Annotated in this window: 22 protein-coding genes and 1 pseudogene; 12 read left to right on the top strand and 11 right to left on the bottom strand. The window is 70.2% G+C overall.

The genetic code is table 11. The annotated features are described in order from the left end of the window. The first annotated feature begins 478 nt into the window (after positions 1-478). Positions 479-2,230 carry a transglycosylase domain-containing protein gene (locus tag KTR66_RS23865; protein WP_213617211.1) on the top strand — a complete coding sequence of 584 codons (1,752 nt, stop codon included), beginning with the start codon at positions 479-481 and terminating at the stop codon, positions 2,228-2,230. A 3-nt stretch (positions 2,231-2,233) separates the two neighbouring features. Here the strand turns inward: KTR66_RS23865 and KTR66_RS23860 are convergent, their stop codons facing one another. The 5 genes from KTR66_RS23860 to KTR66_RS23840 form a co-directional block, all read right to left on the bottom strand. Further along, complete coding sequence (locus KTR66_RS23860; RefSeq protein ID WP_371819202.1) at positions 2,234-3,022, bottom strand: ABC transporter ATP-binding protein; 789 nt, start codon at positions 3,020-3,022, stop codon at positions 2,234-2,236. Positions 3,023-3,051: 29 nt separating this feature from the next. Next, positions 3,052-3,837, bottom strand: coding sequence for an ABC transporter permease (locus KTR66_RS23855; protein WP_213617207.1), 786 nt, complete (start codon positions 3,835-3,837; stop codon positions 3,052-3,054). Beyond that, on the bottom strand, positions 3,834-4,874 hold the full coding sequence (gene alr / locus KTR66_RS23850; RefSeq protein ID WP_213617205.1) for an alanine racemase: 1,041 nt from the start codon (positions 4,872-4,874) through the stop codon (positions 3,834-3,836). Before alr ends, KTR66_RS23855 begins: the two co-directional genes overlap by 4 nt. Continuing rightward, positions 4,875-6,380, bottom strand: a complete 1,506-nt coding sequence (locus KTR66_RS23845; RefSeq protein ID WP_213617203.1) for a replicative DNA helicase — start codon at positions 6,378-6,380, stop codon at positions 4,875-4,877. 77 nt (positions 6,381-6,457) lie between these two features. Continuing rightward, positions 6,458-8,005, bottom strand: a complete 1,548-nt coding sequence (locus KTR66_RS23840) for a serine hydrolase (protein ID WP_213617201.1) — start codon at positions 8,003-8,005, stop codon at positions 6,458-6,460. Between the two features lie 66 nt (positions 8,006-8,071). Between KTR66_RS23840 and KTR66_RS23835 the strand changes: the two genes are divergently transcribed. The 4 genes from KTR66_RS23835 (at position 8,072) to KTR66_RS23820 (ending at position 11,804) form a co-directional block, all read left to right on the top strand. Beyond that, positions 8,072-8,653 (top strand): NeuD/PglB/VioB family sugar acetyltransferase, encoded by a 582-nt coding sequence (locus KTR66_RS23835; protein ID WP_213617199.1) that lies wholly within the window; start codon positions 8,072-8,074, stop codon positions 8,651-8,653. A gap of 238 nt (positions 8,654-8,891) precedes the next feature. Beyond that, positions 8,892-10,286, top strand: coding sequence for a S41 family peptidase (locus tag KTR66_RS23830; protein WP_213617197.1), 1,395 nt, complete (start codon positions 8,892-8,894; stop codon positions 10,284-10,286). A 19-nt stretch (positions 10,287-10,305) separates the two neighbouring features. Further along, a complete protein-coding gene (locus KTR66_RS23825; protein ID WP_213617195.1) occupies positions 10,306-11,328 on the top strand; it encodes a divergent polysaccharide deacetylase family protein in 1,023 nt (340 codons plus the stop codon). Beyond that, positions 11,325-11,804 (top strand): RNA pyrophosphohydrolase, encoded by a 480-nt coding sequence (locus KTR66_RS23820; protein WP_213617193.1) that lies wholly within the window; start codon positions 11,325-11,327, stop codon positions 11,802-11,804. Before KTR66_RS23825 ends, KTR66_RS23820 begins: the two co-directional genes overlap by 4 nt. A gap of 3 nt (positions 11,805-11,807) precedes the next feature. Here the strand turns inward: KTR66_RS23820 and KTR66_RS23815 are convergent, their stop codons facing one another. Then, positions 11,808-12,344 carry a Spy/CpxP family protein refolding chaperone gene (locus tag KTR66_RS23815; protein ID WP_213617191.1) on the bottom strand — a complete coding sequence of 179 codons (537 nt, stop codon included), beginning with the start codon at positions 12,342-12,344 and terminating at the stop codon, positions 11,808-11,810. Positions 12,345-12,353: 9 nt separating this feature from the next. Further along, positions 12,354-12,686: a hypothetical protein gene (locus KTR66_RS23810; protein ID WP_213617189.1), complete on the bottom strand. Its 333-nt coding sequence runs from the start codon at positions 12,684-12,686 to the stop codon at positions 12,354-12,356. Between the two features lie 76 nt (positions 12,687-12,762). On the opposite strand from KTR66_RS23810, the gene KTR66_RS23805 reads away from it, so the two are divergent. Both KTR66_RS23805 and KTR66_RS23800 read left to right on the top strand, forming a co-directional pair. Further along, a complete protein-coding gene (locus KTR66_RS23805) occupies positions 12,763-13,617 on the top strand; it encodes a MoxR family ATPase (protein WP_213617185.1) in 855 nt (284 codons plus the stop codon). A gap of 99 nt (positions 13,618-13,716) precedes the next feature. Then, complete coding sequence (locus KTR66_RS23800; protein WP_213617183.1) at positions 13,717-14,904, top strand: VWA domain-containing protein; 1,188 nt, start codon at positions 13,717-13,719, stop codon at positions 14,902-14,904. 26 nt (positions 14,905-14,930) lie between these two features. On the opposite strand, the gene KTR66_RS23795 is transcribed toward KTR66_RS23800, so the two are convergent. Beyond that, positions 14,931-16,064, bottom strand: a complete 1,134-nt coding sequence (locus tag KTR66_RS23795; RefSeq protein ID WP_213617182.1) for a zinc-dependent alcohol dehydrogenase family protein — start codon at positions 16,062-16,064, stop codon at positions 14,931-14,933. 78 nt (positions 16,065-16,142) lie between these two features. Here KTR66_RS23795 and KTR66_RS23790 point away from each other — a divergent pair, with 78 nt between their 5' ends. Then, positions 16,143-16,925 carry an N-acyl homoserine lactonase family protein gene (locus KTR66_RS23790; protein WP_213617180.1) on the top strand — a complete coding sequence of 261 codons (783 nt, stop codon included), beginning with the start codon at positions 16,143-16,145 and terminating at the stop codon, positions 16,923-16,925. Between the two features lie 7 nt (positions 16,926-16,932). Here the strand turns inward: KTR66_RS23790 and KTR66_RS23785 are convergent, their stop codons facing one another. Further along, positions 16,933-17,907: a tripartite tricarboxylate transporter substrate binding protein gene (locus KTR66_RS23785; protein ID WP_213617178.1), complete on the bottom strand. Its 975-nt coding sequence runs from the start codon at positions 17,905-17,907 to the stop codon at positions 16,933-16,935. Positions 17,908-18,060: 153 nt separating this feature from the next. Between KTR66_RS23785 and KTR66_RS23780 the strand changes: the two genes are divergently transcribed. Together KTR66_RS23780 and KTR66_RS23775 are read left to right on the top strand one after the other, a co-directional pair. Further along, on the top strand, positions 18,061-19,095 hold the full coding sequence (locus tag KTR66_RS23780; RefSeq protein ID WP_213617176.1) for a GlxA family transcriptional regulator: 1,035 nt from the start codon (positions 18,061-18,063) through the stop codon (positions 19,093-19,095). Beyond that, entirely contained in the window at positions 19,092-19,802 is a 711-nt protein-coding gene (locus KTR66_RS23775) for a DJ-1/PfpI family protein (protein ID WP_213617174.1), read from the top strand. The genes KTR66_RS23780 and KTR66_RS23775 overlap by 4 nt, the downstream gene beginning before the upstream one ends. A 9-nt stretch (positions 19,803-19,811) precedes the next feature. On the opposite strand, the gene KTR66_RS23770 is transcribed toward KTR66_RS23775, so the two are convergent. Together KTR66_RS23770 and KTR66_RS23765 are read right to left on the bottom strand one after the other, a co-directional pair. Continuing rightward, complete coding sequence (locus KTR66_RS23770) at positions 19,812-20,849, bottom strand: 5-methyltetrahydropteroyltriglutamate--homocysteine methyltransferase (protein WP_213617172.1); 1,038 nt, start codon at positions 20,847-20,849, stop codon at positions 19,812-19,814. After that, positions 20,849-21,739: a fumarylacetoacetate hydrolase family protein gene (locus KTR66_RS23765; RefSeq protein ID WP_213617170.1), complete on the bottom strand. Its 891-nt coding sequence runs from the start codon at positions 21,737-21,739 to the stop codon at positions 20,849-20,851. The genes KTR66_RS23770 and KTR66_RS23765 overlap by 1 nt, the downstream gene beginning before the upstream one ends. Before the next feature lie 253 nt (positions 21,740-21,992). Here KTR66_RS23765 and KTR66_RS23760 point away from each other — a divergent pair, with 253 nt between their 5' ends. Continuing rightward, positions 21,993-23,093 (top strand): glycosyl hydrolase family 8, encoded by a 1,101-nt coding sequence (locus KTR66_RS23760; RefSeq protein ID WP_213617168.1) that lies wholly within the window; start codon positions 21,993-21,995, stop codon positions 23,091-23,093. Between the two features lie 105 nt (positions 23,094-23,198). Continuing rightward, positions 23,199-23,586: pseudogene (locus KTR66_RS23755) on the top strand (hypothetical protein); the annotation flags it as partial.

Below are 23,586 nucleotides of genomic sequence, written 5' to 3'. Positions count from 1 at the left end.
TGCGGCGGAGGGAAGGGCGGGCGCGGCGCGCCGGCCGCCGTGCGGCCGGATGCTCCGGACGCTGCGACGGGATGGAGATGGCGGGCTGCGGGGCTGGGGTCAAGCGGGGCGGGCGGCGGCTCCGCCGGCTTGGCTTGCGGCCCTCAGACATGGTGCGCCGGCCCGGCGCTCATCGCGTGGCCGCCGGCCGCTGTGCGGCCGGATCCTCGGGGCGCTGCGACAGGATGGAGATGGCGGGATGGGGGGGGCGGGGTCAAGCGGGACGGGTGTGGGCGGCCCGGCGCGCCCCAAACTCCCTGATGCGCCCGCCCGCCCGCCATGCTAAACCCGCGCCATGCCGAGAGTGGCGGCCGCCAGGCTGCGAACCCCGGCCCCTGCCAGCCGGCCCTCCCCCCGGGTCGAACCACGGTCCCCCCCGAGCGGGCCAAAATCCAGCGCGCGCCCCGCCGCGCCGAAGCGCCGCCGCAGCCTGGGCGGGATGCTGCTGCGCGCGGCCATCATCCTGCTCATCTGGGGCCTGCTCGCCTTCGGCGCCCTGCTGATCTGGTTCACCCATGACATGCCGCGCGCCGATGCGGCGCTGACCCATCAGCGCCGCCCCAGCGTCACGCTGCAGACCGCCGAGGGCGGGCCGCTCGCCAACCAGGGCGATCTCTATGGCGAGACGCTGCGCCTGCGCGACCTGCCGGCGCACCTGCCCGCCGCCCTGCTCGCCATCGAGGATCGCCGCTTCCACCAGCATTTCGGCCTCGACCTGATCGGCCTGGCCCGCGCCGCCTATGCCAATTGGAACGCCGGCGATGTGGTGCAGGGCGGCTCCACCCTCACGCAGCAGCTGGCGAAAAACCTCTTCCTCAGCCCGGCCCGCAGCACGCGGCGCAAGGTGCAGGAAGCCATCATGGCGCTCTGGCTGGAGAACCGCTTCACCAAGGACCAGCTGCTCGAGATCTATCTGAACCGCGTCTATCTCGGCGGCGGCGCCTATGGGGTGGATGCCGCGGCCCGTCTCTATTTCGGCGTCTCCGCCCGGCGCCTGACGCTGCCCCAGGCCGCGATCCTCGCAGGTCTCCCCCAGGCCCCCTCGCGCTACAGCCCGCGCGCCAACCCCGATGGCGCCATGGCCCGCGCGCGGGACGTGCTGGCCGCCATGGTCGCCACCGGCGCCATCACCTCCGAGCAGATGGAACGCGCCGTGCAGGAGATGGCGATCCCGCCGCGCCCTTCGCGCAATGGCGGCTGGTTCGCCGACTGGATCTTCGAGGATATCCCGCGCGCCTTCCCCGGCAGCGCCGACTTGGTGATCCGCACCACGCTCGATCCGCGCTGGCAGAATGCCGTCGAAACCCGCCTCGCCGCGCTGCTGGACCAGGCGGGACGCGAGGCGAAGGTGGGGCAGGGCGCCGTGGTCGTGCTCGATGCGAATACGGGCGCCGTGCGCGCCATGGCCGGCGGGCGCGATTTCCGCCGCAGCCCCTTCAACCGCGCCACCGATGCCCGGCGCCAGCCGGGCTCGACCTTCAAGGCCATGGTCTATCTGGCCGCGCTCGAACATGGCGCCTCGCCCTTCGACCAGGTGGCCGACGGGCCGCTCACCATGGGCCGCTGGTCGCCCTCCAACGGGCATTGGCGCGCGCGCGGCTCCATCACGCTGGACGAGGCCTTCGCCCATTCGGTGAACACCTCGGCCGTGCGGGTGATGCAGATGGGCGGCGGGCCGCGCGGCGTGGCGGATGTGGCCATGCGCCTCGGCGTGAATGGCCGCTTCCCGCGCGATGCCTCCATCGCGCTCGGCACGGGCGAAGTCACGCTCATTGATCTTGCCGCCGGCTATGCCGCCATGGTGAATGGCGGCCGGCGCGTGACGCCCTATGGCATGCAGCGCGTGGAGGCCGAGGGCCGCACGCTCCCCGCGCCGCGCACAGAACCCGCCCAGGTCATCAGCGCCGAAGCGGCCGAGCGCATGCGCAACATGATGGTGAGCGTGGTGCGGGGCGGCACCGGCCGCGCCGCCGCCATCCCCGGCCTCGTCACCGGCGGCAAGACCGGCACCACGCAGGATTACCGCGACGCCTGGTTCATGGGCTTCGTGCAGACGCCCTCCGGCCCGCTCGTCATCGGCGTCTGGCTCGGCAATGACGACAATACGGGCATGGATGACGTGCGCGGCGGCACGCTGCCCGCCCGCCTCTTCCGCGAGATCATCGAGGCGGCCCGCACGCCGGGCGGGTAAGCCCTACTTGCGCAATTCCATCTGGATCGGCCCCTCGCGCTCGCCGCGCGCGAACTGGTCCACCATGGCATTGCCCGTCTCGCCAAGATTCTCGGCGCTGCCGGTCCAGACGATCTTGCCCTTGTGGATCATCGCCGCGTCATCGCCGATGCGGCGCGCACTCGCCATGTCATGCGTGATGGAAAAGGCCGTCGCCCCCAGCCGCTCCACGCAATCCACGATCAGCCCGTCAATCACGGCACCCATGATCGGGTCGAGGCCCGTGGTCGGCTCGTCGAAGAAGATGATGTCGGGCTGCGCCGCCACCGCGCGGGCCAGGGCCACGCGCTTCTGCATGCCGCCCGAAAGCTCGGCCGGCGAAAGATCGCCCACGCTGGCGGCGAGGCCCACCTGCGCCAGCACCTCGGCCGCCTTGTCGCGCGCGGCGGCGCGCGTGATGCGCTTCTGCGCCAGCAGCTTGAAGCAGACATTTTCCCAGACCGGCAGGCTGTCGAACAGCGCGCCATTCTGGAACAGCATGCCGATGCGGTCCCGCAGCGCCGCGCGGTCCCGCCGCGAGAGCTTCGCGATGTCCTGCCCATCCACCTCGATCAGCCCCTCATCGGGCGTGATGAGACCGAGGATGCACTTGATGGTGACCGACTTGCCGGAGCCGGAGCCGCCCAGCAGCACCATGGAATGGCCGGCCCGCACATCGAGGTCCACGCCATCCAGCACGCGCTTCGCCCCGAAGGACTTGGTCAGCCCGCGCAATCTGATCTTCGGCGTGGGATTGCTGCCCGGCTGATTCACGCTTCGCTCCGCTTCGCGATCAGACGGGGTCATCGGCTGAAAAACGCCTCGGTGATCACATAGTCCAGCGCCAGGATGAGGATGGAGGAGGCCACCACCGCCGCCGTCGTCGCCTGTCCCACGCCCTGCGCGCCGCCCTTGCTGTTGTAGCCGCACCAGCTGCCCATCAGCGCGATGACGAAGCCGAAGACGGCCGCCTTCACCAGGCCGCTGACCACGTCCATCACCTCCAGCACGTCCCAGGTGTTGTCGAGATAGGTCTGCGCCACGAAGCCCAGCTTCACCGTGCCGATCAGGAAGCCGCCCAGCACGCCCAGGATATTCGCCACGATCACCAGGAGCGGCATGGCCAGCGTCGCCGCCAGCAGACGCGGCGTGACGAGATACTTCATCGGATCGGTCGAGAGCGTGGTCAGCGCATCCACCTGATCGGTCACGCGCATGGTGCCGATCTCGGCCGCCATCGCGGCACCGATGCGCCCGGCCACCATGAGCGCCGCCAGCACCGGCCCCAATTCGCGGGTGACGGAGAGCACGACGACGCTCGCGATCGCGCTCTCGGCATTGAAGCGCGAGAAGCCCGTGAAGCTCTGCAGCGCCAGCACCATGCCGGTGAAGAGCGCGGTCAGCGCGACCACGGGCAGGGAGAAATAGGCGATCTCGACGAAATGCCGCCAGAACTGCCGGAAATGGAAGGGCGGCCGCAGCAGGTGCGACACACCCACCGCCGCGAAGATCGCGACATCGCCAAGGGTCCGGCAGGCGCCGATCAGGCCGCGCCCGATCAGCGCGAGCGCGTCGAGGAAGCGGTTCATGCCGGGAGGTAATCCCGCCGGAAGCGGCGGCCGAGCGAGGTCAGCAGCTCATAGCCGATGGTGCCCGCCATCGCGGCCAGGCTGTCGGCATCCTGGTGCGGGCCGATGATCTCGATCCAGCGGCCGGGCTTCAGGCCCTTGATGCCCGTCACGTCGAAGGTCATCAGGTCCATCGAGACGCGGCCCACCAGCGGAAATTCCTGCCCGCGATAGCGCCCCTTGAGGCGGCCTTCCAGGGCGCGCGGCAGTCCGTCGGCATAGCCGATGCCGATGGTGGCGATGCGGCTCGGCCGCGTCGCCAGCCAGGTGCCGCCATACCCCACCGTCTGCCCCGCCGCGATCTCGCGCCGCTGCAGGACCTGCCCGCTGAGGGTGAAGACCTGCTCCATCGGGTTGGGCCGCCCCGGGGTCGGGTTGATGCCATAGAGGGCGGCTCCCGGCCGCGCCAATTCGCTGCCGAAGCGGGGACCGAGGAAGATGCCGGAGGAATTGGCGATGCTGCGCCGCGCCCGCGGCAGGCGGAGGCAGGCCTCGTTGAAGCGGTTGAGCTGCGCGAGGTTCAGCGGGTGCTGCGGGTCCTCGGCGACGGCGAGATGCGTCATCACGAAGAGCAGCTCGATGCCCTCCAGCGGCGTGGGGTCCTCCGCCAGCTTCTCCAGCTCGCCCGCCGAGAGACCCAGGCGCGCCATGCCGCTATCCACATGCAGGATGGCCGGGCCGGAATGCGCCTTGATGTCGTCCAGGCTGTTGAGAACCGGGGTGAGGCCCGGATGCTTCCCGGCCGGGAAGCCGCCCAGCACCGCCACCATCGGGCCCTCGCCCAGGATGGCGCGCAGCGCCTCCCCTTCCTCGACGGTCGCCACGAAGAAATGCCGGCAACCGGCATCGCGCAGCGCGCGCGCGATGGGGGCGGCGCCCAGCCCATAGGCATCGGCCTTCAGCACGGCGGCGACGGCGCCGCTGGCGTGGATCTCGCAGAGCCGGCGCCAGTTCCGCACCACGGCGCCGCAATCAATGGTCAGAAGGCCATGGGGCATTCAATCGCCATAGCTTTGCTCATGCGTGGTGTCGAGATCGCCGAATCGGGTGAACTCGGCCTCGAAGAAGAGCGGGATGGTCCCGGTGGGGCCATGGCGTTGCTTGGCGATGATGAGGTCCGCCTTGCTGTGGGCGCGTTCCATGTCCTGCTGCCAGCGGGTCATCGCGTCCTGGAACTTGGCGTCGTCGGGGTAGTTGGTGATCTTCGGTTCTTTTTGTTTCAAATAGTATTCGTCGCGATAGATGAAGGAGACGCTGTCCGCGTCCTGCTCGATCGAGCCCGATTCACGCAAATCGCTCAGCTGCGGCCGCTTGTCCTCGCGCTGCTCCACCGCGCGCGAGAGCTGGGAGAGCGCCATCACCGGGATGGAAAGCTCCTTCGCGATGGCCTTCAGCCCCTGGGTGATCATGCTGATTTCCAGCACGCGGGATTCCGGCCGCGTGCCGGCGGCGGGCCGCATGAGCTGGAGGTAGTCCACCACCAGGAAGCGCAGCCCCTTGGTGCGCTGGATGCGCCGGCAGCGCGTGCGCAGCGCCGAGAGCGTGATGGCCGGCGTATCGTCGATCAGGATGGGCAGCTGCGCCAGCTCGCGGCTGACGCCGACGAAATGGTCGAACTCCCGCTGGCTGATCTCGCCGCGGCGGATGCGGTCGCCCTGGATGCGGCTGGCTTCCGAGAGAAGGCGGTTGGCCAGCTGGTCCGCGCTCATTTCCAGCGAGAAGATCGCGACATGCCCGGGCTTGCCGCCCGTCTCCTCCGCCTCGCGCAGCAGGGCGCGCGCGGCCCCGAAGGCGATCTTGGTGGCGAGCGCGGTCTTTCCCATGCCGGGGCGGCCGGCCAGGATCATCAGGTCGCTGTCGTGCAGCCCGCCCATCTTGGCATCGAGGTCGCGCAGCCCGGTCGAAAGCCCCGAGACGCCGCCGCCGCTCTCCTTCGCCTTGGCGGCGATCTCGACGGCGCGGATCAGCGCGCGCTCGAAGCTGATGGCGCCGCCCTCGCTCGCCTTCTCGGTCGCGAGGTCGAAGAGCTGCTGCTCGGCGGCCTCGATCTGGTGCTTGCCCTCCAGCTCGGGCTCGGAACCATAGGCGCGGTTCACCACCTGCTCGCCGAGGTCGATCAGCTGGCGGCGGATATAGCAGTCATGGATCAGCTTGCCGTATTCGCCCGCATTGACGATGCCGACCATGGCGCCCAGCAGCTGCGCCAGATAGGCGGGGCCGCCGACCTCCGCCAGTTCGCCGGTGTGCTCGAATTCATGGCGCAGGGTGACGGCATCGGCCAGCTGGCCATTCTCCACCCGGCGGCGGATGGCGGCATAGATGCGGCCATGGATGGCATCGGCGAAATGCTCGGCCTCCAGGAACTCGCTGACACGCTCATAGGCCTTGTTGTTCGCCAGCAGCGCGCCCAGCAGCGCCTGCTCGGCCTCCAGGCTCGCGGGCGGCAGGCGGGAGCCGAGGCCGAAAAGCCCGCGATCATCCGGGGGTGGAGGGATGCTGTTCATCTGCCCTCTCCATACTCCCGCGCCCGGCCCGAAGCCATGGCCGCGGTCTGTGGATAACGGGCGTAACTTCCGCCGCCTCAGCCGCGGGTGAAGACGAGGCCCCGCGCCCGGCTGGCATTCACCACCAGGCTCCGGCCATCCTCGGCCAGCACCGCATCCGCCCAGCCCTCGAACAGCGCGGAGGGCATGGCGACGCGCAGATGGCGCGGGCCCAGCGCGGTGATGGCCGAGGGCGGGCCGCGCCGGACCGGTCCTTCGGCCTGCATCACGCCGCCCGTGATGTGCCAGGTGGCGGCCAGCTCCGCGCAATGCCAGGCCCCGTCCAGGGCGGGCAGCGCGACGGGCGCGGCGCGGCGGAACCGCGCGCGATGGCCGGCCTCGAACTCCACCTCCATCGTCTCGCCCACCGGCCGGCTGGCGGCGAAGGGGAAGGCGCCGCGCCGCGCCTTCATGCGGCCATCCGCCGTGGGAATGAGCGCGAAGGGCACGCCATGCATCCGGGCCGTGCCATCGGCGGCGATGTCGAGCGACAGCCCCTCCGCCTCGCTCAGCCAGGTGCCGGTCATCGCCGCATGGTCCAGCGCCGGGGGCTCCGGCTGCAGGGCCGGATCATTCCCCAGCGCCGCCTCCAGCACCTGCAGCGCCATGTGGTGCGGATCGAGCGCCGCGTTGTTGGCCAGCACCATCACCGTCAGCCGCCGGTCGGGGATGCGCAGGAAGGCCGTCTTGTAGCCCGGCCAGAGCCCGCCATGGCTCACCAGGCGCAGCCCGCGCCACTCCTCCACCTCAAGGCCCAGCGCGTAGCGGTTCATCGCGCCGCCGGTGAAGGGCAGGGTGGTCTCCAGCCGCGTCTCGATGTCCCGGCCGAGGCCGCCCACCGAGAGGCTGCGCGCCCAGAGCGCCAGATCCTCGACGCAGGAGACGAGGCCCCCCTCGCCGCCCAGCGGAAAGCCATGCCGCGCCGCGGTGAAGCCACCCGCGCCATCGGGCAGGTAGCCGGTGACGAGGCCGCGCACCGGCCGCGTCAGGTCCGGCGTGTGCCGCGTGCGCGTCATGCCCAGCGGCAGGAAGATCCGGCTTTCCAGGAAATCGGCGAGGCTCTGGCCGGAGACGCGCTCGATGACGCGCCCCAGCAGCCAGAACCCGCTGTTGGAGTAGAGGAAGCGCGCGCCGGGCGCGAAGTTCAGCGTCCTCTGCCGCGCGATGGCGGCATCCAGATCGGCAGCGGTGACGGGCGTGGCGAGGTCGGCCCCGCCGAGGCGCAGCAATTCCAGCATGTCGCGCAGGCCGGATGAGTTGCGCATCAGGTGGTCGAGCGTGATGCTGGCGAGCGATTCGGGCAGTTCCGGCAGGTGCCGGCAGACCGGATCCTCCACGCGGAGCAGCCCGTCGCGCTCCAGCAGCAGGATGGCGGCGCAGGTGAATTGCTTGGAGACGGAGGCGATGCGGAAGCAGCTGTTGACGCCGAGCGGCGCATGCAGGTCGAGCGAGGCGAGGCCGACCGAGCGGCGCAGCAGCAGCACGCCATCGCGCGTCACACCGATCGCCGCCCCCGGCTGCTCGGCCAGCGGCGCGAGCATGAGGCCGACGCGGCGTTCCAGCCGCAGCAAATCCAAGTCCCGCATGTCCCGAAAACTCCCTGGCCCGCCCCTCCTACACGAAATTTCCGACTCCACCACATGGTTATTCTCATGCGGGTCCTGATCCTGGGCGCCGGCGGCCATGGCCGCGCCGTCTGCGAGGCCGCGCGGGATGCCGGTTTCGACCCGCATGGCTTTCTCGACGCCCGCGCCCCCCTGCCGCCCATGCTCGGCCTGCCCGTGCTGGGCGACGAGGCGGCGCATGATGGCGGGCCGCTGCTGATCGCGCTCGGCGGCAACCGCCTGCGGCTGGAGGCGGCGGCGCGCCTGGCCTGCCCGCTGCCCGTGCTGCTGCACCCCTCGGTGATCCGCGCCCGCAGCGCCGAGGTGGCGGAGGGTGCGGTGGTGATGCCCCGCGTGGTGCTGGGCGCGCTGGCCCGGATCGGCCGCCTCGCTTTGGTGAACACCGGCGCCATCATCGAGCATGACGTGGTGCTGGAGGAGGGCGCGCATGTGGCCCCCGGCGCCGTGCTCTGCGGCGGCGTGCGGGTGGGGGCGCGGGCCATGATCGGCCCCGGCGTCGTGGTGGCGCCCAACATCGTGATCGGCGCCGATGCGGTGGTGGGCGCGGGCGCGGCCGTCCTGGCCGATGTGCCGCCCGGCGCCGTGGTGGCCGGCCGTTCCACCCCTTGAGACCTCTGAGACAAAGCGTGACACGGGGTTGCTTTCGCTCCCCAAAGGCGCATGTCGGGATTTATTGCGTGGCGTTCCGGAAGCTTTAAGCTTTCATGGGCGTGATGATGGGGTATTGCGTGGCCCGATTCCGGCTCTCGCCGGGCGGCGCCGCCAGCCATCAGCGGAGCGTGCGTGTGAAACTTTCGGGGCGCGTCAGGCCTGAGGCGCCCGGACCACTGGGAATGAGGCTCGCTGGATGAAGCTCAAGGTCGGGACCACTGCCGCCGTGGCGGGCGCCTTCGCGGCGGGCATCATCGTCGGCCCGCTCGTCGCGGCCTGGGCCCAGGGGGCGGGCGATGGCGGCCGCGCCGAGACCTACCGCCTGCTGCAACTCTTCGGCGATGTCTTCGCCCGCGTCCGCGCCGAATATGTCGAGCCGGTGCAGGACCGCGACCTGGTCGAGAACGCCGTGAACGGCATGCTCACCGGCCTCGATCCGCACAGCGCCTATCTCAATCCCCGTAACTTCCGCGACATGCAGGTGCAGACGCGCGGCGAATTCGGCGGCCTCGGCATCGAGGTGACGCAGGAGGGCGGCTATATCCGCGTCATCTCGCCGATCGACGAGACGCCGGCCGCCCGTGCCGGCATCCGCCCCGGCGACTTCATCACCCATCTCAACGGCAATTCCACCCAGGGGATGACCCTGCAGGAAGCGGTGGACCAGATGCGCGGCGAGCGCGGCACCTCGATCCGCCTCACGGTCCGGCGTGAGGGCGAGCAGCGGCCGCTGGAGATTTCCATCACGCGCGACGTGATCCGCCCGCAGGTGGTGCGCTTCCGCCTGGAAGGCGGCGACATCGCCTATATCCGCATCACCTCCTTCAACGAGCAGACCGAGGTGAACCTGCGCCGCGCCATGACCACGCTGCGCCAGCAGGCCGGCGGCAACCTCCGCGGCGTGGTGCTCGACCTGCGCAACAACCCGGGCGGCCTGCTCGACCAGGCCGTCCAGGTGACGGATGACCTGCTGGACCAGGGCGAGATCGTCTCCACCCGCGCCCGCCGCCCCGAGGACGCGCAGCGCTGGAATGCCCGCGCGGGCGACATCACCCAGGGCCTGCCCATGGTGGTCCTGATCAATGGCGGCTCCGCCAGCGCGAGCGAGATCGTGGCCGGCGCGCTGCAGGATCACCGCCGTGCGGTGGTGCTGGGCACGCGCAGCTTCGGCAAGGGCTCGGTGCAGACCGTCATGCCGCTCGGCGGCAACAACGGCGCGATCCGCCTGACCACGGCGCGCTACTACACCCCCTCCGGCCGTTCCATCCAGGCGACGGGCATCGAGCCCGATTTCGAGGTGCGCGCGACGCGCCAGGACGCCCAGACCGCCGCCGCCGCGCCGACCCGCGATCGCGAACAGGATCTCCGCCGCTCGCTCCGGGCCGAGGGCGCCAATACGCCCGCGCCGCCCACGGTGACGCTGCCGCCGCTCAACCTGCCCGCCTCCATCACCGAGCGCGTGCAGAACCAGCCGCCCGAGGGCTGGCCCGCGCTCGACATCACCAAGCCCGAGACGGATTTCCAGTTGCAGCAGGGCCTCTCGCTCGTGCGCGCCATGGCGGCCAACCCGCAGCGCCGCGCGCAGCGCTGAGAGGAGCCACCCGCCCGCCGTGCCCGAGGAAAGCCTGGACACGCCGCCCGCGGGCGGCCGGCGCGGCTGGATCTGGCTCGGCGTCTTCTGGATCGTCGTGCTGCTCGGCTTCGGCGGGGCCGGCATCACGCTGGCCATCCTCGGCCCGCCCGTGACCGAGGAGGCGCCGGTCCTGGCCGTGGCGCCGGTCGAGCAGCCACCCCCGCCGCCGCCTGCGCCCCGCGGCGTGCCGGAGAGCCTCTCCCGCTATCTCGACCCGACGCTGGTGGAATTCGCCGCCGTCGGCGCCCTGCCGCGCATTGGGCCTGATGGCAGCATGCCCATGCGCGTCTATGCCCGCCCCTTCGACCGGCAGGACACCCGCCCGCGCGTGGCGCTCATCCTGGGCGGCGTCGGATTGCGCGCAAGCCTCTCGGAGGAGGCGATCCGAACCCTGCCGCGCAATATCGCGCTCGCCTTCACCCCCTATGCCCCCAATCCCGCCCCCCTGATCGAGGCGGCGCGCGACCGCGATTTCGAGACGCTTCTGGCCCTCCCGATGGAGCCGACCGGCTTCCCGATGAACGACCCCGGCCACCGCGCCCTGCTCACCACCCTTTCCGCCGGCGAGAACGCGCAGCGCCTCGATTGGCTGCTGGCGCGCTTCCCCGGCCATGTCGGCGCGGTGGGCGCGATCGCCTCCATGCGTGGCGAGCGCTTCGCCGCCATGGCCGAGCCCTTCGCGCAGATGCAGCTCGCCCTCAACGCGCGGGGCCTGCTCTATTTCGACGTCCGGCCCGGCGCGCCGCACCCCGAGCGCGTCTGGGGCTTCACCGTGGATGTGGTGGTGGATGAGCCGCATACCCGCGGCGAGATCGAGCAGCGCCTGGCCCAGCTCGAACGCCTGGCGCGCGAGCGCGGCAGCGCGCTGGGCTATCTGGGCGAGGTGACGCCCGTGGCGCTGGAGCGCCTCATCGCCTGGACCGGCGGGCTCGACGCCCGCGGCGTGGCCCTGGCCCCCGTCACCGCCCTCGTCCGCCGCCCGGAGATCGCGACCCGATGAAGCTGCCCTATCGCCCCAATGTCGGCGCCGTCCTGTTCAACGCGGCGGGGCTGATCCTCGTTGCCCGCCGGGCCGACATGCCCAATGCCGAAGGGGCCCCCGGCGGCTGGCAGCTGCCCCAGGGCGGCATGGATGAGGGCGAGGACCCGGCTGTCGCCGTCTTCCGCGAGCTGGAGGAGGAGATCGGCACCGCGAAGGCCGAGATCCTGGCCGAACACCCGGAATGGCTGAATTACGACCTGCCGCCCGAGCTGATCGGCAAGGCGCTGGGCGGCAAATATCGCGGCCAGACGCAGAAATGGTTCGCGCTGCGCTTCCTGGGCGTGGATGCCGATATCCGCCTCGACCTCGATCCCCATCCGGAATTCGACGCCTGGCGCTGGGCGCGGCTGGCGGAACTGCCGGGCATGGCCGTGCCCTTCAAGCGGGCGATCTATGAGCGGCTGGCGGTGGATTTCGCGCGGTTTGCCGCCTGAGCCTCAGTGCCGGTGGCGGTGCCCCGGCGCCGCCGGTGGCCCGCCCGCGTAGCCACGCAACTCCCCATAGCGCGTGACCTGCGCGGGCGTCAGCAGGGCGGTCTGCGCGAGATGCGTCCTGAGATGCTCCGCCCGCAACGCCGCCTGCAAGGCGCCGATCCGGTTGGTCTCGGCCGTGATCTCCTCCGGGCTGATGCGGCGTTCGCGGAAGGCGGCGTCCAGGCCGCGCTCCGCGCCCACGATCTCGGCGCCGATCCGCCGCGCCTCGGCCCGGTGGGCGGCCATCAGCGCCTCGGTCTCGCGTCGCTGCTCGGGCGTCAGGCGCAGCGGCTCGGCCAGTTCCAGCACATGCATGGGCCCGGGCCAGCCATTCAGCTCGGCGGCCAAGGCCAGCATCATGCCCCGCCCGGCCAGCAGATCCTCGACCTGCTGCGGCGAGAGGGCGCGGATCTCCCGCTGCTGCATGCCGGCGTAGTGATTGTGCTGGGCGAGCGCGGGCGTGGCGAGAAGAAGCGTGACCAAGGCGACGCGGCGGATCATGCGGGCCTCTCAGAACGCGTCGAAGAAGATCTTGCTCGCCAGCCCGAGCCCCAGCAGCGCAAGCCCCATGGCGACGCCCGGCCAATAGGGCCTGGCGCCATATTGCAGCACCAGCGCATTGGCCGCGAGCGAGCCCACCAGCCCCGAGACCGGCTGCCACCAGGGGAATTCCCAGAAGCCGAAGACCAGCAGCGCCAGCCACATGGCGAAGGCGGAGCGCCCAAGCCAGCGGAAGGCGCGGTCCGCCGGTTCATATTCCGGGCGCAACCCGGGGGTGGAGCTGCGCGATTCGATCATCCCGGCGATGCCGAGCGCGACCAGGGCGACGAAGTAGATGTCCATGGCCGCGGGTAAACACGCCACGCCCTTTGCCGCAAGTCAGGAAAGCGCGAAGATGGAAGCCGGAAACCAAGAGGCCATGCCCCCCGTGAAGAAATTCGCCAGCACCGAACGCTACATCGCGCCGCGCGAGCTGGAGGTGGCGGTCAATGCCGCCATCGCCCTGCAACGCCCTCTCCTGGTCAAGGGCGAGCCCGGCACCGGCAAGACCGTGCTGGCGCAGGAGATTGCGCGCAGCCTCGGCTACCCGCTGATCGAGTGGCACATCAAATCCACCACCAAGGCGCAGCAGGGCCTCTACGAATACGACGCGGTGAGCCGCCTGCGCGACGGGCAGCTGGGCGATGAGCGCGTGCGGGACGTCTCCAACTACATCATCCGCGGCAAGCTCTGGGAGGCCTTCGCGAGCGAGACGCCGGTGGTGCTGCTGATCGACGAGGTGGACAAGGCCGACATCGAATTCCCGAACGACCTGCTTCTGGAACTCGACCGCATGCAGTTCCATGTCTACGAGACGAAGGAGACGATTGTCGCGCGCCACCGCCCCATCGTCATCATTACCTCGAACAACGAGAAGGAGCTGCCGGACGCCTTCCTGCGCCGCTGCTTCTTCCACTTCATCCGCTTCCCCGACCGCGAGACGATGGAGCGCATCCTCGACGCGCATTACCCCAACCTGCGCGCCGACCTCGCGCGCGAGGCGCTGAACGTCTTCTTCCAGATGCGCGAGGTGAATGAGCTGAAGAAGAAGCCCGCCACCAGCGAGCTGCTGGATTGGCTGAAGCTGCTGATGATCGAGGACATGCCGGCCGAGGCGCTGCGCAGCCAAGATGCGAAGGTCGCGATCCCGCCGCTCTACGGCGCGCTGCTCAAGAACGAGCAGGATGTGCACCTCTTCGAGCGCCTCGCCTTCCTCAGCCGCGCGCGGCGATGATGGGAGCCGACATGCGTCCGCACCCCATCACCGCCTCGTTGCTGACGGGCCGATTCACGCCATGGCCGAAGCCGGCCATGGGCGATCGGACCTAGGCCGATGTTCGCCCCCTTCATCCTCGAGTTGCGCAAGGCCGGGCTGCCCGCCTCGCTCACCGAATGGCTCATGCTGATGGGCGCGATGAAGGCCGGCGTGGCCGATTACGACCTGGACGACTTCTACCACCTCGCCCGCGCGACCCTGGTGAAGGATGAGCGCCACCTGGATCGCTTCGACGTCGTCTTCGGCCAGGTCTTCAAGGGCCTGGAGCCGGCGACCACCATCACCGGCGAGATCATCCCGCGCGAGCTGCCCGAGGAATGGCTGAAGAAGCTGGCCGAGCGCTTCTTCTCGCCCGAGGAGATGAAGAAGATCGAGGCCATGGGCGGCTTCGAGAAGCTGATGGAGACGCTGAAGGAGCGGCTCGCCGAGCAGAAGAAGCGCCACCAGGGCGGCAACCGGATGATCGGCACCAACGGCACCTCGCCCTTCGGCGCCGAGGGCTTCAACCCCGAGGGCGTGCGGATCGGGCAAGAAGGCTCACGCCAGCGCCGCGCCGTGAAGGTCTGGGACAAGCGGGAGTTCCGTGATCTGGCGGATGACGCCGGGCTTTCTTCCCGCGCCATGAAGCTGGCGCTGCGACGCCTGCGCCGCTTCGCCCGCCAGGGTGCGGCCGATGAGCTGGACATTGACGGCACCATCGGCGCCACCGCGCGCAATGCCGGCACGCTCGACCTCAAGATGCGGCCCGAGCGGCGCAACGCGGTGAAGGTGCTGCTGCTGCTCGACATCGGCGGCAGCATGGATGACCATATCCGCGCCTCGGAGGAGCTGTTCAGCGCCGCCAAATCCGAGTTCAAGCACCTCGTCCACCTCTACTTCCACAATTGCCCCTATGAGCGCTTCTGGAAGTCCAACCGCCGCCGCGCCGAGCAGCAGACCCCCACCTGGGAAATCCTGCGCACCTATGGCCCCGATTGGCGTGTCGTCTTCGTGGGCGATGCCTCCATGTCGCCCTACGAGATCGTGGAGCCCGGCGGCAGCGTGGAGCATTGGAACGAGGAGGCCGGCAAGGTCTGGCTCAAGCGCATCACCACGCATTTCCGCCGCGTGGCCTGGCTGAACCCCACGCCGGTGAAGCATTGGGGCTACACCACCTCCATCGGCCTCATCCAGGACGCGATGGAGGGGCGGATGTTCCCGATGACGCTGGAAGGCCTGGACGACATGGCCCGCGCCTTGCGCTAGGCGTTGGGGCGCTAGGCGTTGGGGCGCTAGGCGTTCGGCCTGAGGATCTGCCGCAGCACCGTCCCCTCCGCCAGCCGGTCGAAACCCTCATTGATCTCGTCGAGGCTGACGAAACCGCTGCGCAGCTTCTGCACCGGCAGCTTGCCGCGGCGATACAGGCTCAGCAGCAGCGGAATGTCGCGGTTGGGCACGCAACTGCCCATGTAGCTGCCGCGGATACTGCGCTCCTCGCTCACCAGCGCCGCATGCAGATAGGAGAATTTCGCGGCCACATTGGGCAAGCCCGCGCTGATCGTGCTGCCGCCGCGCGCGGTGATGGCATGGGCCAGCTCGAAGGCCGGAATGGTGCCGGCGGTCTCGATCACCGTGTCCAGGCCGCCCGCCGTCGCCTCCCGCACCGCCGCTGCGCAGTCTTCGTTGCCCGCGAGGAAGGTGTCCGTCGCTCCCCATTCACGTGCGAGGTCGAGCTTCGCCTGGCTGGTATCCACCGCGATGATCCGCGACGCCCCCGCCGCGACGGCGCCGAGCAGCGCGTTCATCCCAACACCGCCGAGGCCCACCACCGCCACCTCCTCACCAGGCCGCAGCCGCGCCGTGTTGATGACGGCACCCGCGCCCGTCATCACCGCGCAGCCGAAGAGCGCCGCATCTTCCAGCGGAATGTCCTTCTCGATCTTCACCAGGCTGTCGCGCATCACGACCGCGAATTGCGCGAAGAGCGAGAGGCCGGAATTGTGGTTCACCACCTCGCCATTCAGCCGCTTCAGCCGCCGCGCGCCCGACATCAGCGTGCCCTTGGCCCGCGTCTCGAAGGAGGCGCCGCAGATGTTCGGCCGCCCGCGCACGCAATAGCGGCACTCGCCGCAGCTCGTGACAAACAGCGCCACCACATGGTCACCCTCCTTCAGCCCGGTCACGCCGTCGCCCAGCGCACGGACGATGCCCGCCCCCTCATGGCCGATGATGATGGGCAGCGGGCGCGGGCGCTGGTTCTCGATGGTGGAAAGATCGGAATGGCAGAGGCCGGCGGCGGCGATCTCGATCAGCACCTCGCCGGGGCCGGGCGGTGCGAGTTCTACCTCCTCGATGCTCATCGGCCGCGTCTCGGCATAGGGGCGCGGCAGGCCCTGGGCCTGCAGCACGGCGGCTTTCATCCGCATGGCGTGTCCTCCTCGTTTCGCGTCCAGGCTGGACGCCACCCGCGCGCCTGTCCAGCATCACCGAGAGGGAGAAACGCCATGACCTACGAGCTCTACGCCATCCGCTACGCCACCAATCCGCGCCGCCAGGTGCGGGACAATTTCATGGTGGCGCCGGGCGACATCCATGACGGCCCCATGCCCATGGATTTCTTCGTCTGGGCCGCGGTGCGCGACGGCCAGGCCATCCTGATCGACAGCGGCGCCGATCGCGAGACCTGCACGAAGCGCGGTCACGATTTCCTCCGCTGCCCGACGGAGGGCCTCGCCGCGCTGGGCGTGAAGCCGGAGAATGTGACGGGCATCATCAGCACCCATCTGCACTGGGACCATGCCGGCAATTTCGAGAAATTCCCCCGCGCCCGCTTCCACGCCCAGGCCTGCGAAATCCAGCACGCGGTCGGCCCCTGCATGTGCCGCCCCTTCCTCCGCCGCGCCTATGATGTGGAGCAGGTGGTGAGCTTCGTCCGCCTGGTGCATGGCGAGCGCGTGACCTTCCATGAGGGCGAGAGCGAGGTGGCGCCCGGCATCACGGTGCGCCATGTCGGCGGCCATGCGCCCGGCCTGCAGGTGGTGCGCGTGCACACGAAGCGCGGCTGGGTGGTGCTGGCCTCGGATGCCATGCATTTCTTCGCCAATGCCGAGACGGGCGTGCCCTTCCCGGTGGTGGTGAATGTGGAGGACTACCTGGCCGCGCAGGCGATGCTGCCGGGCCTGGCCGAGAGCCGGCAGCATGTGATTCCTGGCCACGACCCGAAGGTGATGGCGATGTATCCCGCCGTGGCGGAGGACGTGATCCGCCTGGATGTGGCGCCCGCCTGAGGCGGCGCTACTCGATCTTGATATCGAGCTCGCGCACGACGGCACCCCAGGCCTGGCGCTCGCCCCGCTCGAAGGTGGCCAGTTCCTCCGGCGTGCCCGGCTCCGGCACGCCCGCCTGGCCGCGCAGGATCTCGACGAAGCTGGGTGCCCGCATCGCCTCGCGCAGCGCGGTGTTGAGCTGCGCCACGATGGGTGCGGGCGTGCGCGCCGGCACATAGACCGCCTGCCACAGGCTGAGCACGAGCGGCAGGCCGAGTTCGGTCAGCGTCGGCACGTCGGGCATGATCGGCAGGCGCTGCGCGGAGGCGACGGCCAGCACGCGGATGCCATCCTGGCGTGACAGCGCGGCGGCCGCGCCCGCCGGCAGCACCATCACATCCACCTGGCCCGCCACCACGGCCTGGATGGCCGGCGCGCCGCCCGTATAGGGCACGTGCAGGAAGCTCGTTCCCGCCGCGCGCGAGATCCGCTCGAAGGCGAGCTGCGAGGTGCTGCCCACCCCCCAGCTCGCATAGGAGAGCGCCCCTGGTCTTGCCTTGGCCGCGGCGACCAGCCCGGCGAAGCTTGTGATGTCACGCCGCGCGGGCCCCACCATCAGCGCCGTCGGGATCTGGCTGACGAAGGTGACGGGCGCGAAGTCGCGCTCCGGATCGTAGGCGAGGTTGCGGTAGGTGAAGGGGTTCACCGCCATGATGTCCACCATGCCCAGGAAGAGCGTGTAGCCATCCGCCGGTGCGCGCGCCGCGGCGAGCGCGCCGATACCGCCACCCGCTCCCGCGCGGTTCTCCACCACCACCGGCTGCCCGAGCACGGCGGAGAGCGATTGTGCGAGGCTCCGCGCCACCGTGTCGCTCAGGCTGCCGGGCGGGAAGGGCGAGATGATGCGCAGCGCACGCTCCGGGAAGGCCCAGGCCGGGCCGGCCAGCATGGCGGCGCCGAGCGCGGGGAGCAGGCGGCGCGGGAGTTTCGTGGCCAGGGTCATGGGCATCTCGCTGCAATTCCCCGGCAAGGCTCCTCCGGAGCGCCCCTGGCAACAATGACGTTTTCCCCTCAAATCCTGCCACCGGCGTGGATGGCCGAATCAGTGGGGAGAATGGCATTGCTGCCATGCCCGTCACGGCCCCAGCATGCCGCCATGCCCAGCGCCGAACCCGCTCCGCGCCGCGTCCTCATCCTGGGCCCGGCCCCCGTCCAGCTTCTGGACCTCGCCGGCCCGGCTGAGGTGCTGGGTCAGGCCGGCCGCCTGCACGGTCTGGCACAGGGCCGCACCGCGCCCACGCGCCTCTATGACGTGATGTGCCATGTCGTCCCCGGGCCGGGCCTCGCGCAGACCTCCTCCAACCTCACCTTCCGCCCGGCGGAGACCGAAGCCTCGCTTCTTGCCCTCACCGCGCTCGATACGCTGATCGTCATCGGCGGCGAGGGCGCGCGGGAGCGGGCGCATGATCGCGCGCTGCAGAAGCTGGTGCGCCATCTGGCCCCGCGTTCCAAGCGTCTCGTCAGCGTCTGCACCGGTGCCTTCATCCTCGCCGCGGCCGGGCTGGTGGAGGGGCGCCGCGTCACCACCCATTGGCGCTTCTGTGCCGAACTCGCCCGCCGCCATCCGGGCGTCATCGTGGACCCCGAGCCCATCTTCATCCGCGACGGCCATCTCTGGACCTCGGCCGGTGTCACCGCCGGGATGGACCTTGTGCTCGCTCTCATCGAGGAGGATCACGGCCACGAGCTGGCGCTGGCCGTGGCGCGGGAGCTGGTGCTGTTTCTCCGCCGCCCGGGCGACCAGAAGCAGTTCAGCGCCGTGCTCGCCGCGCAAAGCCGCGGCGGACCGCGCCTGGGCGCCGTCATGGCCTGGATGTCGGAGAACCTGCACCGCCCGCTCTCGGTCGAGGCGCTGGCCGGCCGAGCCTGCCTCAGCCCCCGCCAATTCGCCCGCGTCTTCCGCGAAGAGACCGGCGTCACCCCCGCGCGCTTCCTCGAGCAGCTGCGCGTGGAGGCGGCGCGGCGGCGGCTGGAGGCCGGGCGAGGCGCCCTGGCCGATGTCGTCGCCAGCTGCGGCTTCGGCACGGAGGAGACGATGCGCCGCGCCTTCCTGCGCCAGATCGGCGCCTCGCCCGGCGACTATCGTGACCGCTTCCGCCGCCCATCGACGCCCAAGGAGATGCACCCGTGATCGACCCGAACCGCCACCTCAACATCGGCTCCCTCATCTTTGAGGGGATTGACCAGATCGACCTCACCGGCCCCTTCGAGGTGCTGGCCCGCATTCCGAATTCCACCTATCGCCTCTACGGCAAGACCGGCGAGATGATCCGCGACCTGAAGGGCCTTCGCATCACGCCCGACGCCGCCATCGCCGACGCCCCGCAGCTGGACGTGCTGCATATCCCGGGGGGGTTCGGACAGGAGGCGCTGATGGAGGATGAGGACGTGCTTGCCTGGATCCGCGCCCAGGCGGCGGGCGTGCACAGCATCTTCTCGGTCTGCACCGGCGCGCTGGTCTGCGGCGCGGCCGGGCTGCTCAAGGGACGGCGGGCCACGACGCATTGGGCCTCCTTCCACCTGCTCCCCTATTTCGGCGCCATCCCGGTGGACCAGCGCGTGGTGGTGGATGGCGACTGGGTCTTCGCTGCCGGCGTGACCGCCGGCATCGACGGCGCGCTGCAACTCGTGGCCGAACTCCGCGGCGAGGCGGCCGCGCAGGGCATCCAGCTCTACATGGCCTATGCGCCGGAGCCGCCCTTCAATGCCGGGACGCCCGAGACGGCGCCACCCGCGATCCTGGCCCAGATGCAGGCGTTGGTGGCGCCGGTGACAGTGCAGCGCGAAGCGACGGCGCGCCGCGTGGCGGCCAGGCTCGGCGTTACTCCGCCGGCCTGATGCGGCGCCTCAGGCGCCCAACTCGCGCCGCACGATCGCCGCCCCATCCGCCAGCGCCTTCAGCTTCCCGAAGGCGCGTTCGCGCGGCAGGTATTTCATCCCGCAATCGGGTGCGGGCACGATCTTCTCCGCTGGCAGCACCTTGAGGCCGGCGCGGATGCGATCCGCCACCACCTCGGCGGTTTCGACCTCCTTCGAGCCGAGGTCGAGCACGCCCAGCATGATGGTCTTGCCCGGCAATTCCCTGAGGATGGCGAGGTCGAGCTTGGGCTGTGCCGCCTCGATCGAGATCTGCCCGGCCGCGCAGTCGGCAAGTTCCGGCAGGAAGGAGTAGCCGGAGGGCTTCTGGTTCACCATCGCCGCGTAGCCGAAGCACAGATGCACGACGGTGGTGCCCTCGATGCCTTCCAGCGCGCGGTTGATGGCCGGCACGGCGAAGGCGCGCGCCATGTCGGGGAAGGCCTGCATCCAGGGCTCGTCGAGCTGGATCACATCCGCGCCGGCCGCCTTCAGCTCGCGGATCTCGGCATTGAGCGCGATGGCGTAGTCCATCGCGAGCTCCGCCTCGTCCTTGTAGGAGAGGTTCTGGCACTGCCGGCTCATGGTGAAGGGGCCGGGCAGGGTGATCTTCACCGCGCGGTCGGTATTGGCGCGGGCGAAGGCCACGTCGCGCACCTCGACGGCGTGCTTGCGGCGGATGCGGCCGATGACGCGCGGCACCAGCGTCTTGGCGCCGGTGCGGCCCACCACCTCGCCGGGGCCGGACGGGTCGATGCCCTCCAGCGCCGAGGCGAAATGGTTGGAGTAGCTTTCGCGGCGGATCTCGCCATCGGTGATGATGTCGATGCCCGCGCGCTCCATGTCGCGCATCGCGAGGACGGTCGCGTCATCCTGCGCCTGGGCCAGGAATTCCGGCGCCACGCGCCACATCTCCGGCATGCGGACGCGGGGGACGAGGCGCGAGCGCAGCGCCTCCTGGTCGAGCAGCCAGGCGGGCTGGGGATAGCTGCCCACCACCGTGGTGGGCAGCAAGGGCAGGGGGCGCATCAGCCGACCGGGTTGGTCAGCTCGCCGATGCCCTCGACGCGGATCTTCACCACGTCGCCGGTCTTGAGCACCTGCGGCGGCACCATCGCATAGCCCACGCCCTCGGGCGTGCCGGTCATCACCACATCGCCGGGCAGGAGGGTGAAGCCCTTGGAGAGATGGTGCAGGATCTCCTTCACGTCGAAGATCATCTTGCTGGTGCGGCTGGACTGGCGCTGCTCGCCATTGATCCAGAGCTGGATGGCGAGGTCGCTCGCGTCCAGCTCATCCGCCGGCACGATCCAGGGGCCGAGGGGGCAGGAGCCGTCCAGCGACTTGCCCTTGAACCATTGGCCGTAGCGGCGCTGCAGGTCGCGGCCCGTCACGTCATTGGCGATGGTCCAGCCGAAGACGTGGCTGAGCGCATCTTCCTTCGCGATGTTGGCACCCGGCTTGCCGATGATGAGCGTGAGTTCGGCCTCGTAATCGAGCCACTGGGTCACGCCGGTCGCGCCGTGGTCCGGAATGGTGTCTCCATTCGCGATCACCGTCTCCGGCGCCTTGGTGAAGAATTGCGGGAATTTCGGCAGCTCGGAATTGGTGATGCCGCGGGTGCGGTCGCCTTCCGCCACATGGTCCATGTAGTTGCGGCCGACGCAGAAGATGTTGCGGGCCGGGCGGGGCAGGGGGGCCAGCAGCTTCACGGCCGAAAGCGCCACGCGCGCCGCGGCCGGCGGATGGGCGACGAGGGCGCGGATCGCGGCGAGCGCAGGTGCGCCGGCGGCGATGATCGCGGCCATGTCGGCCTGCGGCAGGCCGGCGGCGGTCAGGTCCAGCACCTCGGCATCACCCAGCATGGCGCCGGGGCGGGTGGTGTTGGCATGGGCAAAGGTGATGAGGCGAAGGGCCATGACGTGGTCTCTTTCTGGGACGGGGCGACAGGGGAAGCTGAGCAGGCTGGTTTGACAAGCCCCTGCCCCAATGTCTCAAATTGCGAGACATCCCGTTTTTATGCAACATTCTTGTTGCAACCCTTGCGTTCATCCTTCTAGGGTGGCGTCGAGATAGCTCGCGACGCCTTCGGCATCCCCGTGCCGCTGGTCCGCGGGATGAACCATCCCTGGCGAACCCCCCGTGGTGAACCCACCTGCCGAGGACCGACGCTTGACCCTGGTTGCCCCCCCTGGAGTGTCGCGGCGCCATGCGCTGCTCGGCCTTTCCGCCGCAGCGCTCCCCGCTTTCGCCGCCGCCCCGGCTGCAGCCGCGCGGCTGCGCCCGCCGACCGACATCCAGCGCGCCGAATGGGCCGCCTTCCGCGACCGTTTCATGGCGCCCGAAGGCCGGATCGTGGACACGGGCAACCAGAACATCTCGCATTCCGAAGGCCAGGGCTGGGCGCTCATGTCCGCCGTCCGCGCCGATGACCGCGAGAGCTTCGACCGCCTCCTCGCCTGGACCGTCACCACGCTCCGGCGCCCCCAGGATGAGCTTTTCTCCTGGCGCTTCCGCCCCGGTGCCGCGACGCCGGTGGATGACCCCAACAACGCGACCGACGGCGATCTGTTCATGGCCTGGGCGCTGCTGGAGGCAGGCCAGCGCTGGGGCAATCGCGACCACACGGCGCAGGGCACCGCCCTGGCCCGTGATATCCTGCGCCTGCTGGTCCGGCGCGCCGGCACCTATTGGGTGCTGCTGCCGGGCGCGCGCGGCTTCGAGCGCGCGGACCACACCATCGTGAACCCGTCCTACTACGCCTTCCCCGCGATCCGCGCCCTGGCCCAGGCCGTGCCCGACCCCGCCTGGCTGCGCGTTGCCGCCGATGGCGTGGCGCTGATGCGCAATGGCCGCTTCGGCCGCTGGGGGCTGCCGCCCGACTGGCTGGCGGTGCGCCGCGTGGATGGCCTGCTCTCCCTGCCGGGCGACTGGGCCCCGCGCTTTTCCTATGACGCGCTGCGCGTGCCGCTCTACATGGCCTGGGTGGGCCTCGCGCAGGAACCGAGCCTCACCGGCTCCGCCGATTTCTGGAATGATCCGCGCCACCGCCACCTGCCGGCCTGGGTGGACCTGACCACCAATATCATCTCGCCTTATGCCGCCTCTCCCGGCATCGGGGGCGTCGCCGCGCTTGCCACCGCCCGTCGGGGCCAACCTCGCCCTGCGCGCCTCGCGATGCCAGGAACGGTGGTGCCGCCGATGCCCGATTACTACTCTGGCGCGTTAAGCCTGCTCTCCACTCTCGCTGCGCGCGACTCTGATCTGATTTGAAGCAAGCGCCGATACAAACAATCTAAATTTCAGGGTCCAGGGTTTCGTTGACGCGGATTTAAAGGCATCCTAGGGCCACTTCAGCAGCAAGGATTTGCGTTTTCGATGGGCCAGGAGCCAGACGTGGCGCGGGTGGCCGCCGCCATGAACACGCCAGGCTTGAAGTATCGCAGCTTTGGAAACCTGCCGGTTCGGACCGAGCCGGCCAGGGGCGATGGCGCGTCCCTAGGTCCGCAGGAGGTGCTGAGGGAGCTGCGCACCGTCTCCGCTGCGCTGCGCGCGGAGGAGGCTGCGCCCGCCGCGGCGCCCCAGGCAGAGCCGCCCTCGGCCATGGCGCCCATCATGGCGGTGCCGCCCATCGACGACGCTCCCGCTCCTCTGCCCCCGGCGCCGCGGTTGCGGCCAGCCGCCCCTGCGGCGGCACCCCGTCCGGCGGCCCCCCGCTCGACGATGGCCGGCGCGCCGGCGCCCAGCCCTGCGGCGCCCAGCCCTG

The organism is Roseococcus sp. SDR (assembly GCF_019083995.1).
Lineage (GTDB): Bacteria > Pseudomonadota > Alphaproteobacteria > Acetobacterales > Acetobacteraceae > Roseococcus.
Note: the sequence above shows the minus strand (reverse complement) of the source record. Positions and strands in the feature narration are given on the sequence as shown.

What these genes read in the sequence shown, in the direction of transcription:
- KTR66_RS23865 (WP_213617211.1), top strand. Translation starts at nt 479, where the DNA reads ATGCTGCTGCGCGCGGCCATCATCCTGCTCATCTGGGGCCTGCTCGCC.
- KTR66_RS23855 (WP_213617207.1), bottom strand. Translation starts at nt 3,837, where the DNA reads ATGAACCGCTTCCTCGACGCGCTCGCGCTGATCGGGCGCGGCCTGATC.
- alr (WP_213617205.1), bottom strand. Translation starts at nt 4,874, where the DNA reads ATGCCCCATGGCCTTCTGACCATTGATTGCGGCGCCGTGGTGCGGAAC.
- KTR66_RS23845 (WP_213617203.1), bottom strand. Translation starts at nt 6,380, where the DNA reads ATGAACAGCATCCCTCCACCCCCGGATGATCGCGGGCTTTTCGGCCTC.
- KTR66_RS23840 (WP_213617201.1), bottom strand. Translation starts at nt 8,005, where the DNA reads ATGCGGGACTTGGATTTGCTGCGGCTGGAACGCCGCGTCGGCCTCATG.
- KTR66_RS23835 (WP_213617199.1), top strand. Translation starts at nt 8,072, where the DNA reads ATGCGGGTCCTGATCCTGGGCGCCGGCGGCCATGGCCGCGCCGTCTGC.
- KTR66_RS23830 (WP_213617197.1), top strand. Translation starts at nt 8,892, where the DNA reads ATGAAGCTCAAGGTCGGGACCACTGCCGCCGTGGCGGGCGCCTTCGCG.
- KTR66_RS23820 (WP_213617193.1), top strand. Translation starts at nt 11,325, where the DNA reads ATGAAGCTGCCCTATCGCCCCAATGTCGGCGCCGTCCTGTTCAACGCG.
- KTR66_RS23815 (WP_213617191.1), bottom strand. Translation starts at nt 12,344, where the DNA reads ATGATCCGCCGCGTCGCCTTGGTCACGCTTCTTCTCGCCACGCCCGCG.
- KTR66_RS23810 (WP_213617189.1), bottom strand. Translation starts at nt 12,686, where the DNA reads ATGGACATCTACTTCGTCGCCCTGGTCGCGCTCGGCATCGCCGGGATG.
- KTR66_RS23805 (WP_213617185.1), top strand. Translation starts at nt 12,763, where the DNA reads ATGCCCCCCGTGAAGAAATTCGCCAGCACCGAACGCTACATCGCGCCG.
- KTR66_RS23800 (WP_213617183.1), top strand. Translation starts at nt 13,717, where the DNA reads ATGTTCGCCCCCTTCATCCTCGAGTTGCGCAAGGCCGGGCTGCCCGCC.
- KTR66_RS23795 (WP_213617182.1), bottom strand. Translation starts at nt 16,064, where the DNA reads ATGCGGATGAAAGCCGCCGTGCTGCAGGCCCAGGGCCTGCCGCGCCCC.
- KTR66_RS23790 (WP_213617180.1), top strand. Translation starts at nt 16,143, where the DNA reads ATGACCTACGAGCTCTACGCCATCCGCTACGCCACCAATCCGCGCCGC.
- KTR66_RS23785 (WP_213617178.1), bottom strand. Translation starts at nt 17,907, where the DNA reads ATGACCCTGGCCACGAAACTCCCGCGCCGCCTGCTCCCCGCGCTCGGC.
- KTR66_RS23780 (WP_213617176.1), top strand. Translation starts at nt 18,061, where the DNA reads ATGCCCAGCGCCGAACCCGCTCCGCGCCGCGTCCTCATCCTGGGCCCG.
- KTR66_RS23770 (WP_213617172.1), bottom strand. Translation starts at nt 20,849, where the DNA reads ATGCGCCCCCTGCCCTTGCTGCCCACCACGGTGGTGGGCAGCTATCCC.
- KTR66_RS23765 (WP_213617170.1), bottom strand. Translation starts at nt 21,739, where the DNA reads ATGGCCCTTCGCCTCATCACCTTTGCCCATGCCAACACCACCCGCCCC.